5 protein-coding genes are annotated in these 12,928 nt (G+C 61.6%); all 5 read right to left on the minus strand.

Annotated features, from left to right (window positions below; all coding sequences use genetic code 11):
- Positions 1-5: 5 nt before the first annotated feature.
- On the minus strand, positions 6-7,757 hold the full coding sequence (locus tag AC1DVV_RS14880) for a hemagglutinin repeat-containing protein (RefSeq protein ID WP_477666517.1): 7,752 nt from the start codon (positions 7,755-7,757) through the stop codon (positions 6-8).
- 37 nt (positions 7,758-7,794) lie between these two features.
- Positions 7,795-9,465, minus strand: coding sequence for a ShlB/FhaC/HecB family hemolysin secretion/activation protein (locus tag AC1DVV_RS14885; RefSeq protein WP_477707219.1), 1,671 nt, complete (start codon positions 9,463-9,465; stop codon positions 7,795-7,797).
- Positions 9,466-10,069: 604 nt separating this feature from the next.
- Positions 10,070-11,371: a TRAP transporter large permease gene (locus AC1DVV_RS14890; RefSeq protein WP_477666516.1), complete on the minus strand. Its 1,302-nt coding sequence runs from the start codon at positions 11,369-11,371 to the stop codon at positions 10,070-10,072.
- A complete protein-coding gene (locus AC1DVV_RS14895) occupies positions 11,368-11,868 on the minus strand; it encodes a TRAP transporter small permease (RefSeq protein WP_477666515.1) in 501 nt (166 codons plus the stop codon). The genes AC1DVV_RS14890 and AC1DVV_RS14895 overlap by 4 nt, the downstream gene beginning before the upstream one ends.
- Before the next feature lie 10 nt (positions 11,869-11,878).
- Complete coding sequence (gene dctP / locus AC1DVV_RS14900) at positions 11,879-12,880, minus strand: TRAP transporter substrate-binding protein DctP (RefSeq protein ID WP_477666514.1); 1,002 nt, start codon at positions 12,878-12,880, stop codon at positions 11,879-11,881.
- Positions 12,881-12,928 lie beyond the last annotated feature (48 nt).

Here is a 12,928-nt window from a genome sequence, read left to right on the forward strand (position 1 = left end):
GAATTTCACCTTAGCTTCACGATGGTCATGCCATTGGCATTGACGCCGGTAACAACCTTTACCAAGGTTTGATCGTTGAAAGAAGTTTGAATTTTGGCTGCGACTACCTTCTGTTGAGCGGTTCCGTTTTCTAGTCTTGCTATCGCGCTCTTAATCCAGTCGTCCGTCATCTGCGTATCCATACTTCCCGACGGTCCACTCAATTTAATCGACCCATTCGCATTGAGCGGCTTAACCTCATTGATGTAGACCTTGTCGCCTTTGACATATACCCCGTCAAAGCAATTGCCACTGCCGCACTTTCCTTCTAACTGCGTAAAGCCGTTTCGAGCGAAGTAGCTGTCCGCAATGTACTCGCGCAATAGACCTTGTGCGTTGGTGTTAGGTAAGCTGTCAAGCTGGCGCAGAGTGGCTTGCTCCACTGCGCTCAAGCGCACGGGCAATGCTTCTTCTGTGATTTGTTTTGTGCTGATGTTACCCCCACTGGATGCGGTCGCACGGCCAGCTAGAAATACATCTACTTCACCCAAAGCCCGACCGAGCGTGGTTAGCGCGCGGCTACCGATCGCCCCGCCGAGTACGAATTCTTCGACAGGGTAGCTGGGTGTCGCCGCGCCGTTCAGCGCAATCAGTTGCTCCAGTCGCGTCTGGTCGCGTTGATCCATGCCCGCAGCTATAGAGCTGGGTAACTGGCCCAAGAATGTGTTGGCGTAAGGGTTAGCACGCTGCTCGGCCGTTGCGCTGAAGTAGGTTTGTTGCGCCCCGTTTGCGGTCATGATTTGGCCGTTCACGCTTATGGGCTGCCCTGTGTAGGGCGCAAGCAAAAGCTGTGCTGTTTTAAGGTCGTTCAGATATTTTTCAACACCTCCCAAAGCTCCTTCGCTGCCAGGCTGCGCTGCAGTTTGAGCCAACGCAGTGAGGTAGTGAAGGTTTTTGTCGTATTCGCGGGAATCGGTTTGACCTTCGGCCGCACGCTCCATCAAATCAGTCCACTTGACGGCACTGGATATTTCGCATGCTGAGTTGCCACGACACTCCTGCTTCGCCTTATCTTTAGCCAACTTTTCGATCAGGCTTCGCTCATTGGGATGCAACTGCCGATTATTGGCATCCACAGTAAAAGCAGTAGCGACCCCCTGCGCACTACCGAAGGCCGCACCCACCCCCGCAGCTGTCAAACCAGCAACCCCTTGCGCAATGGTCTTCGCTGCCCCTTCACTCAAACCTGCGTTCTGCAAGCCCTGCTGAACGCCGTCCTGGAAGTCGTTCATCAGGTTGGCCGCGCTGGCGCTGGCTGCCGCGCCTGCCGCCCCGCTCAGGCCACCGCTCAGCGCGCCTGCCGCCGTGTGCAGGGCAATGCGGTAGATACCACCTTCTTCCCACTTGGATGCTTCGGCCAGCAGTGCGGCTTTCTTTCCTGCATCCTGCTCTGCTTTGGCTTGCTCTTTGAGGTCTTTGCCCTGCTTGGCTGCAAAGTCGGCCACCGCCTTGGGCGCTTCCCTGCTGAAGGCCTGCGTTATTGCCACCTGCGCATTGATTTCGTTTTGGACTTTGGCCGCATCAAAGATGGGTTTGATACCCGTCTCGGCATCGGTACTTCTGACAGCGGTATTACCTGCAATGCCCGAGATACCGCTGCTGCTGGTGCTGCTGACATCCGCCTTGTCTTTGCCGATGCCGGCGCTGCTGGTGCCGGCGCTGCTGCCCACGGTCACGCTGTAGGCGCTGCCTTTGTAGGCGGCCTGGTTCTGGATGTCGCTGATGCTCAAGGCGCCACCGGTGGTGAAGCTGTTGGCGCCGGTATCGACGGCGTAGTCTGTACTGGCAATCACGCTGCCTTTCAAGGCGGTGTTGCCTGCTACGTCGACCTGGAAGCCTCCGTCTCCTGCCTTGATGCCGCTTTGCTCGGCAACGCTTTGGAAGTCGCTGCCGATCTTGCTTTTGCCGGCGCTGACGCTGCCTGTGCTGGTGCCGTAGCAGAAGGGCGGTATGCACAGGCTCAAACTAAAGCCGGAGTTGTTTTGTTTGGCGTCGAAGGTGGCGCTGTCCTGCAGGCTTTCGATGTTCAGGTTGCCGCCTACCTCGGCTTTGACGGTGTCAGCGGCAATCACTGCGCCTTTGAGGATGGTGTCGCTCCCGCTTTTGAGGGTGACGGTGTCGCCGGCACTGCTGCCGCCGGTGATGTGGCTGTTGGTGTAGCCGGTGTCATTGCCATCGGCATTGCCGCGGGCTTTGCTGGCGGCCAGCTCCAGGGTGAAGCCGTTTTGTGCACCGCCCACGGCAAAGCCTATGCCTACGCTGGTGCCCTGGGAGCTGTTGGTGCTGTGCTGGGCGCTTGCGCTTTTGGCGGCAAGTATGTCCAGCTGGCCTTCGGCGTTGATGTCGACGTTTTGGCCTGCGCTGATGTCGCTGCCGATGATGGTGATGTTGCCCTGGCCCTGGCTGGGCTGGCCGCTGGCGTTGATGGTGACATTGCCGCCGGCGCCCACGGTGCTGCCCTGGGCCTGGCTGTAGCTTTGCTCGCTGGTGCTCTGGGTTTTGGTGCTGGAGATGCTGACACTAACTTTGAAGCCACCCAGGTTGCCCGCTGCGGCTGCCGTCGCCATGTCTGCTGCGGCTTTTGCCTGCATGGCCATCGTTGCTGCGGCCAGGGCTTTCATGCGGGGGTCTTCTGTCTGGCTGGAAGACTTGGCGACGCTATTCAGGCTTTTGATGGCATCCACGATGGGGATGGAGACGCTACCGCCGATCGATTGCTGGCTGGTTTTTTCGGTGGCAACAGAGCTGCCGGTGTTGTAGGCCTCTTTGATCAGGACGTTCCTGGCCTCAATGTCGATGTTGCCGACGTTGCCAGCCCCGCCTGTGCCGGGCTGGGCGAGGGCCAGAACCTGGCTGGCGGTTTGGGTGTAGGTTTGCCCGGCGCGCAGATCGACGTTGCCGCCCAGGCTGGCGACGGTGGAGCCCACCTGGCTGGTGCTCTTGCCGGTTTCGTCCTGGCTTTTCTGGAGGGTGCCCAGCGCCGGCTGAAGGATGGTGCCGACCATGCCGGATTTTTTTGTGGAAGACGCGGTTTCAAAGGTCTGATTGTTTTGCGCGCTGACGATGCTCAGGTCTCGCGCAGCTGCGATGGCAATGTCGCCATCGGCCACCAGCGTGGCGGCGCGCAGCGTGGTGTCGCGCCCGCTGCTGCTGGCGATGCTGCCGGCGCTGAGCGTACTGCCCACTGCTGTGCTGCTGGTCATTTTTGCTTGTTGCTCGCTGCTGCTCTTGGTAAGCACGGCGGCGCCAAACGTCACGGCACCGGTGGCCATGAGTGTTCCGCCAACGACCTTGCCCAGCCCGGTGGAGTTTTTTCGGGTCTCGCTGAACTGGCTCACAGCCAGGGTGTTGTGCCCCTCGGTGAGGTTGACGTCTCTGCCCGCTGCAATCGTCAGGGCGTTGGCTGCGTTCAGGTTGCTCGCTTGCACGTTCACATCCACGCCCGCGCCTATCGTGACGCTGCCACCGGAGAAGTTGCTGGCCTGCATATCGGTGCGGTCCAACGTCTGGCCCGTCGTGGTGGTCTTTTTGGAGAAGAGCCCCTTGCTGGTGTACTGGTGGTTCTCGTCCACGCTCTGGCTGCTCTGCCCGGCCGTGATATTAATGTTATTGCCTGCGGTGGCCACCAGGGCCGCACCTGCTTGCACCGTTGCAGCCCGGGCGTTGAGGTCTGTCCCCGCGGCAAGCCTGACGCTGCCATTGCCTTGAATGACGGTGCCCACTTCGGCGCTCTGGCTGTCCTTGCGGTTGTTGTTGGAGTTCCAGATGATGGTGTTGTTGCTGGCCTCTGTCACTGTGCCCAGGTTGAGGTCGCGCCCGGCGGCGATCAGGGTGCTGCCTGCGGGCTGGCCGGCTGCGGTGGGGGCGTTGTTGATCAGCTCGGCGGCGATGAGGTTGATGTCGCGCCCGGCGCTGGCAACCAGGGTGCCGCCGGGGTTGGTCACGTACAGGCCGGCCACGCGGTCTATGTTGGTGCGGTTGCCGGTGCCGCCGGTCTGGGTGCTGGTGGTGCTGGCCACATTGAGGTCGCGCCCTGCCGTTGCCGTCAGCGTATCTGCGGCGATGATTTGCCCGCCGATGTTGTTCAGGTCGTTGGTGGCCGCTACCGCCACATTGGCGCCGCGGATGCGGCCGGCAAGATTTTGTACGTTCTGGGCGTTGAGGACGACAGCGGTTCGGCCTGCGATGGTGCCGCTGTTCAGCACATCGCCACTCAGGTTGAGGTTGGTGGCGCCGGCCGAGATCAGGGCGCCGTCGCCGGTGAGGTCGCCGTCTTTGACCTTGACATACAGCTGGGGCACCAGAGCTTTGACTTTAGTGCCATCGGCCAGGGTGACTTCTCGTTCGACCAGCCAGACGATGTCGCTGGTCAGTTGCGCCATCTGCGCGGCACTCAGGGCAATGCCGGGGCGCAGGCTGTACTGCTGGGCAAAGGTCACACTGTTGTTCATCAACGCCTGGTATTGGGCTTCGTCGCTCTGGTAGCCGTCGAGGAAACGCCGGCCTGTGAGTTCAGCCACCTGCTCGCGGATGAGCTTTTGTTCATAAAAGCCGTCGCCCAGGCGCTTTTGGGTAAGGGTGGGATCCAGGCCCAGTTGCTGCAGCATGTAGTCGCTGCTGAGCCACAGGCGGTAGTTGGCAAAGCGTGGGTCGGTCTCGATCAGGAAGTTGCCCGCGGCGTTGGGGTTGATGCGAAACAGGCTGTTGTTGGGTACGGCGGTGTTGGGATTGTTGGTGGCCACGCTGGCGCCTTGCCCAAGCGAGACCAGTGTGCGGGCATTGATGCTGGTGCCTGTTCCAGCGGGCGCGGTGTTTTGCAGGTAGACCGTGGGGGTCAGGTTGATGCCTTGCACGGCACTCCCCGGGTTGTAGCCGGCGGAGGCGGTGCCGGTGTCGTCGCGGCCACTTCGGTGGTTTCTCCAGTAGTGATAGACCATTCCAGCGTCGGTGATGACGCGCTGACCGGCCACCTCAGTGTTGGTCAGCGTGCCTATGTTGCCAGTCAATGTGCCGCCGGCGATGATGCGGCTTTTGTCGTTGAAGACGTTGGCGGCGTTGATCGTCATGCTGCCTCCCGAGAGGATCTGCCCCGGGTCCGACGCTGCGACCACGGTCTCCGAGATGCTTCGGTTGTACTGGTACATCGACCAGGCTTCATAGCGACCGCCATCGGGCGTGGCCAGGTGCAGTGACTCGTCGTCGTAAGTCGTCAATCCGGGGGTGCCCGCCAGGAAACGGGTGCCGGAGCCGCTGCCCTGAAACTCGGTGATCACCGAACTGGACACCGGCACCACCTGTGTGCTGAAGTGATTGTTGGTGTTGTTGATCTGGGCGGCGTTGATCGTCAGGTTGCCCAGCGCTTCAATGGTGGCACTGCCGTTATTGAGGGTGGTGGCTTGCCCTGTTGCCTGCTTGGCGCCATCCAGGCTGTCGCCTATGGCCATATCTCCGCCGCTGAACAGCAGGGCGTGCTCTGCGTTGTTGATGGTGGTGGCACCTATGTCGAGGCGGTTTCTAGCAGCGATTACCGGGGCAACCCCGCCTTCGGCGATGTTGTTGAGCGTGGTTGCACCAATGGCGACGTGGTCGCCGTAAATGCGGCCGGTGCCCAGGTTGTTGAGGGTTACGGTTTCAATCACCGTTTCCACGCCATCAATCAGGCCGCGGTTGGTCAATGTGTTGGCATCGGTGGCGACGAGCTTGACTGCGGTTCCGCGGATTTCTGCACCGGCCTGGTTGTCCAGGCTGGCGGCCTTCAGCGTCAGCCCCTGGCCCGCGAGCAGTTGCCCCTGGTTGGTCAGCGTGCCTGTGGTCTCCAGCGACGCATTGCCGGTAGCCTGAAATTGCGCTGCGGCGGTGTGGGTATGGTTGCCCAGCAGCTTGGTGTTGAGGCTGCCCTGGCTTAAAACCTTGCCGTCGCTGCTCAGGCTGGCGGCATCAATGACCAGCGCTTGGCCGGCGATCAGGGTGCCGCCGGTGTTGGTGATGGCCAGTGTCTTGCCGGGGGCGTTGACGGCAGGGTCGTTGCCTGCATTCGGGTCTTTGATGTTCAAGGTGCCGGTTGCAGAGATGAGGCCCAGCGTGTTGTTCAACTGACCGGCGATGGTGAAGTTGGCGGTACCTGTGCCGTTGCCATCGTTCTGCACGATTTCGCCGGCGACATTGCTGAGGGCACTGGCGCCCACAGTAAGCTGACCTGCAGACACCTTGGCTGCGTCGGTGCGCAGCAGGCCAGGGGTGCTGATGGTCAAGCCCTGGGTGACGGCCATGACGGCCGAGCTGGCGTCAATACCGCCAGCACCGGCTGCCAGGTTCAGGCTGTCTGCGCTGTTCTGGCTGTCCGCCAGATTGATGCTTCCGGCGTTCAGGCTCTGCGCGCCCGTAGAAAGGTTTTGACCGAGGGCCGCAATCGTTTGTGTGGCGCTGACGCTCAACGCGCCGGTGCCGCCGGTAGCAGCAACCAGGGTACCGTCTTCCCGCAAGCCCGCTGCCAGTACCGAACCCGCCGTGCTGCTGACTTCACTGGCCGCGCCTGTGGCTGCCAGGGTAGTGTTGCCCTGTGCCGCAACCAGGCCAGCATTGCTGATGTTGCCACGCGTGCTCAGGCTGGTGTCGCCGGTGGAATAGATGGCGCCGCTGGCCGTGTTGCTGATGCCGCCACTGGCGTCCAGTCGGGTGGCAGCCGAGCCGGCGATACGGCCCGTGTTTTGTAGTATGCCGTCAACTGTTACCACTACGTTGCCGGCAGTCGCACCAATGTTGCCGGCGTTGCGCACGCCCACACCTGCTTCGGTGCCCACCAGCGTGATCTTGCCCGCATACATGCCGCCCAGCAGCGCGACGTCCAGTGCAAATGCAGGCGCAGCACCGCTACCTGCGATCGGTGTGGCGGTGGTCTGAACCTCGTCCACCGTACTGGCGCCAGTGGTGACCTTGAGCTCGTTGGCCCAGATGCCGGCGTTGACCTCAACCGCGCGCGCGATGATGCCGGTGAAGTCCGTCCGGCTGGCGTCCAGACCGGCCCCGCTAATGTTGACCAGGCCTTTCTGGACCACATAACCTTCGAGGTTGCCGCCATTGATGATGGGCGTTCCGGTGGTGAGCGTAGCGCGGCTGGCGTTGATGAAACCGCCGCCATTGACATTGATGCCCGACGGGTTGGCAATGATCACTTCCGCGCGCTGGCCGGCCACCTCGATATAGCCGTTGATGTAGCTGGGGTGGCTGGAATTGATCTGGTTGACGATTTTGGTGGCAGAGCCGGTGGCCAGCCACGGGTTGCCCTGTACCCAGCCGCCCAGTTGGCTCTGCACGTTGGTGCGGCTGTTGTTAAGAATGACGCCGTTGGGCCCGACGTTGAACAAAATCAATTGGTTGATTGACACACCGGCAGCCGAAGGCGTGGTGATGTTCTGCACCGGCACACCATTGGGGGCCACGAGGATGGTCGGGCGCTGGCTGCCGGGGGCGCTGGGGTCTGCGGCCACCTGGGCCTGCGCGACCGGGAGCCACTGCGAGAAGCCGCCCAGGGCGCAGAACACGGCGACACTGAGCGCCCTGAAGTTGAAGCAAGTTGCTCCGCTCAACGAGGCGGGCCGCTGCACCGCAGGCGACTGCGTGGACCCCGTGGCCTTGCCGCAGCTGCTGGCAGTCTCCTGTACAGCCATGCGCAAGCCGCGTGCGTGGTTGAAGACGATGCGGTACAGGTTCTTGTTCATGGTGGTGCGGTTCTTCTGAAAGATCACTTAATCAAAATCAAAAGCTGTAGTTCAGGCTGATGCCAGCAGTAGCCTTGGCTGTGACGAAACCCTCGGGCTTCTCAAGCGGGCGACCGATAAAGACGTCGTAACTCATGGCCTTGTAGCTTCCGCGCAGACCCAGCACGACACCGGTCAGGCGCCGGCCGGCCAGGAACTCGGCCGACGGGCCGCTGACCTCGCCGTGGTCCAGGCCGGCATACAGTTCCTGTCCGCTGTTGCCCAATGCCACGCCCAGATCGTTGCGCAGCAACCAGCCGCGTTCGGCCATCAAGCTGGATTCACCGTCAAAGCCGCGCACGGTGTAACGCCCGCCTATGGCAAAGCGGTCTTGCGGGCTCAAGGGGCTGCGGTTGGCTTGAGCGCGGACGCCGGCGTTGTACCGGAGCTTTTGGCCTGCTGCTTTAAACGGCAAGCTCAGGTTGACGTCCAGCGTAACCAGTCTGAAGCGCGATGTGCCTTCACCAAACGCTTCTTCCGGCGCAGGTAGAGAATTGAAGGCGCCAGTGCCGCGCTTATAGGCGAGGGTGGTGTCCAGCGTGGACTGGCCAATGAATTCGCGATGGTTCATTGCGGCGTGCCAGCCGCCGACCCTGCGTCGCTGAACTTCAATTTCGGTGTCGTCGATGTAGTTGTTTGAACTGCGGTAGAAGGCGCCGAGGGACAGCGTGGTCTTGCGCGCCGCGTCCCGGTAGACCAGCCGCGAGAGTTTGAGCTCGGCATTGCTGCTGGTGCCGCGGTAGACATAACTCTGGTTCAAGCCGGCAACAGATTGCCAATAGCGGTTCTTGCTGGCGGTGGCGCCAAGCAGCCAGTAGCCCACGGGTACCGAGTAATGCACCGTGCGCCCCCAGGTGCCGCGCTCGCCTTCCTCGCCGCCGCCCTGGTCACCGTTGAACGACAGGTACAGCAGATCGTTCAGGCTCAAAGGATTGTCCCAGGATAGGGCCAGGCCGCCCTGGTACCTGCCGGTGCTTTTGGCGCCGCTGTCGTCCGCCGACAGTGAAAGCCGCAGTGGAAAGGCCTGCTTGTAACTGACCACCAGATCGCTCTGACCCGGCAGCTCGGCTGGCTCGATCTGGATATCGGCCTCGGCGGTTGGAACGCGCTTGAGATTTTCCAGCGCCTGCTCGACATCGCGCAGGTTCAGAACAGCACCGGGCTCCGCCGGTGCGGTGCTGTGCGGCCGGGTGCCGGGTTTGGTCCCTTGGGCAAAACGTATGGCACGAATGCTGCCCGGAAGCACGGTCAGCGTGAGGCTGCCGCTTTTGAGGTCTTGCGGCTCGGCCAGGATGCGTGAGGTGACAAAGCCGCGGGCCGTCAAAGCGTTTTGCGCACGCTTGATGAGCAAAGCAATGCTTTGCGCGCCCAGACAGCGTCCCAAAGGTGAGTCGCTGGCATCGGCGCCGGAGGTGGCGGCAAGCAACCAGTCAAAGCGTTGCGCAGCGTCATCTTCGCCACGCAGGGTGATCGTGCGGATCTCAAAACATGGCGATTCTGAAACAGGCAGCCGGGCTTGCCCGGGTTCGGGCCCGGCGCGCAGGCGCACATCGGGCGCGGTTTCAAGCTGTTCCCGCAAGACCTTCTCCCGCTCCTGCGCGCGGCGCTGCTCCTGAACGTCAATGCGCGGGTCGGGTTGGGCATGAATACCGGCGGTAAGCGCCCACAAGCCAACCGCGACAGCGAGTCGGTCCAGGGAAAACCCCGAACGGATGATTGGATGCAGCACCAGCGACGAAGTCGACCGGTCTGACGAAGCTGCGCTAAAAATGCTCCCACTCCCAAGTACTTGTTTTTAATAACTATTTCCACTCAAAAGTGAGTAGCAACCCTGCATGGAGAGCGATCTTAGGGGCTCGGAAGTAAGAAAACTGTAACTTCTGCCGATTGTTACTTGTATCCTTTCACATCTTAAAAAACAAAATAAGAGTACTTATTAATATAAAGATCGGCTTTACGGGGGAGATCGGCGGAAACGTGGCGCCAAGCGAGATTTTGGAAGCTCTGCCCAAACGTGTCGTCGAAGAGACACCTTAAGGGCGGCTTTACCCAAAAACGGTTTCTGAGGAAGCCGAATCGTCGAAAACAAGCGACGGACAATAGATGCCACTGTTGAATTGCACTGAAGTCTGACCCGAGTTTTCCATCGAATATGGACTCACACTCTTTGTGAGCAGAAGGTGCTCACGGTGTGGATAAGTTCCTGGTTTTCTCTGGCGTGGCGTGAGGCCAAACGTGTTGAGCCGCGCTGAAGCCTCAATTTGGGCGCCGACTCACCCCGTATAGCCCGCCATACGCGGCAACCACAGCACCATGCCCGGCCAGAAGGTCACCAGCGCCAATGCGCCGAGCATGACGAGCAGGTAGGGCCAGACCTCCGCCATCAGTTCGGAGAAGGAGACGTCGGCGATCTTCATCATCATGAACAGCAGCAGCCCATACGGTGGCGTTACCAGCCCGATCATGATGTTGAGCACGGCCATGACGCCGAAGTGCACCGGGTCAATGCCCAGTGCCACCGCGGTGGGCAGCAGCACCGGCAGGATGATCAGAATGATGGTCGAGCCTTCCAGAAAGGCCCCCAGCAACAGCAGGATGACATTGACAAGTAGCAGGAAGGTGAGAGGTGTCATTTCCATGCCTTTGAGCATGCCGCTCAGGTGGGTGGGGATGTTCTCCGAGGTGATGACGTAGTTGAACACCAGCGCGCCGGCGATCAGCATGCCGATGGAGATGCTCATCTTCGCGCTGGACAGCAGCGAATCGTAGATGTCAGGCCAGCCCATGCTGCGGTACAGGCCGGCGGAGATCAGCAGCGCGTAGGCGGCCGCGACACCCGCCGCCTCGGTCGGCGTGGTGATGCCGCTGTACAGGCAACCCAGCAGGATCACCGGCAGCATCAGCGCGGGAAAGGCCTCCTTGGTGATGCGCGGCATCTCGGACAGCGGCACCCTCTCTTCCACCGGGAAACCGCGCCGCTTGGCCTGGAACCAGATCAGCACCATTTGCACCACGCCCAGCAGCAGGCCGGGCAGCACGCCGCCGATGAACAGGTAACCGATGGAGGTGCCTGACACCAGCGCATACAGCACCATGGGGATGGATGGCGGCAGTATCGGCCCTATCACCGACGACACGGCGCTCAGCGCCGCGGCGAAGCCCGGCGTGTACTTGCCCTCGCGCGTCATCATCACCTGCATGACCTTGCCCGAGCCGGCGGCGTCCGCCAGGGCCGAACCCGACATGCTGGCGAAGACCACGCTCTGCAGCACGTTGACCTGCGCCAGGCCGCCCGGGAAGCGGCCGACGATGGCGTTACAAAAGCGCAGCAACCTGTCCATCACGCTGCCCGTACTCATGAACGTAGCAGCCAGGATGAACAGCGGAATAGCCAGCAGCAGGAAGCTGGAATAGGTGCCGTTGAGCAGTTGCTCGGCGGCGGCGCCCACGTCCATGCCTTTCATGTAGAGGTAGAGCACAGAGCCGGCAATCATGGCCAGGCCGATGGGCGCGCCGAGCAGGCTCAGGCCGACGATGGCGATGATCGCCAGCGAAAAGGGACTTGTGAGGTTCATAGGGCGGACGCTGAGGACGGCATGTCGCGAGTGGTTTTGTCGGGCCCGTGTATCAGCTGGCGCACCGCGCGGAGGATGACCGCCACGACGAAGACAATGTAGATGGAATAGGTGACGTCCATGCGGACGCCGAGGTAGGAACTCTTCTCGACCTTCATGAAGGTGACATAGCTCCACGCGCCGGGCAGCGACATGCCGAACAGCACGATGATGGCGATGGCCACGACACCGCCGACCACCCGGCGCGTGCGATAACTCCCGCGCGAGCTGATCATGTCGATGCGGATCTCCTCGTCGTCCTTCAGCACAAAGGCCGCGCCCCACAGCACCAGCCACAGCCAGCACACCAGCGACAGCTCGGCGGTCCAGCCCACCGGCCAATTGAACAGGTAGCGCATGACGATCTGCACCAGGAAGGCGACGAAGATCACGGCCAGCAGGCCGGCGGCCACCGCTTCGGCGAAGCGGTGCAGCGTTTTCAACACTCGGGTCAGCATGGGCCGCGGGTCACTTCATGGCGTTGATCTGCGCCAACATGCCGGCAGGCCAGGCCTTGGCTTCGTCGGACGCCAGGTAGACCTTCTGCGCATACTCGCGGAAGGCGGCGATGTTGGGAACGTAGACGTCGAGCCCGCCCTTGCGGAAGCTCTCCGCCAGCTCGGCCTCGCGCTTCTGGTGCTCGGCCGTGCTCCAGGCGATGGCCTTGTCGGCCGCGGCCTGGAAGGCGCGCTGCTTTGCCGGCGACATGCCGGCCCAGGTCTTGAGGTTGACGGTGAGCACGTCAAAGCCCACCAGGTGCGAGGTCAGCACCAGCTGGCCCAGCACTTCGTTGAACTTCATGTTCTGCACGTTGGGCAAGGGATTGTCCTGGCCGTCGATGGCGCCGGTTTGCAAGCCGGTGTAGGTCTCCGCGTAGGCCATGGGCGTGGGGTTGGCGCCGAGCGAGCGGCCCAGCAGTTGCCAGGCGTCGCCGGGAGGCATGCGCAGCTTCACACCGGCCAGGTCGGCGGGCGTGTTGATCTTCTTCTTGCCCTTCAGGCCGACGTGTCGCGTGCCGAAAAAGGTCGGGCCGAGGATTTTCACCTTCAGCTGGTCTTCCACCATCTTCTTCATCTGTGCACCCTGCTCGCTGGCGAAAAAGGTGTTGAGGTGGTTGGCGTCGCGGAACAGGTAGGCCGAGGTCAGGATGGACCAGGCCGGCACCTGCTTTGAGATGTCCTGCGGCGCGATGTTGCCCACCTCCAGGTTGTCGCGCTGCAGCGCGACCAGCTCGGTGCCTTGGCGGAAAAGCGTGGAGTTCAGGTGCATTTCGACCTTGAAGTCGGCGGCGACATCCTTGGCGAACTGGTTCATCATCTCGGCGCGAATGTCTTTGTCGGAGAACACGGCAGCGAAGCGAATGGTGGCGGGAGTCTGGGCCCAGGCCCGCAGTGCGGCGGTGGCGGCCAGGGTGGCGCCCGCGCCAAGCAGCGTACGCCGGGCTATCGGAAGTTGGATGGAATGGTTCATGGCTTGTCTCCTTTGATGTATTTGGATGAAATGAAAATTGCGTGGAAA

It is taken from the genome of Polaromonas sp. P3_B4 (assembly GCF_056402835.1).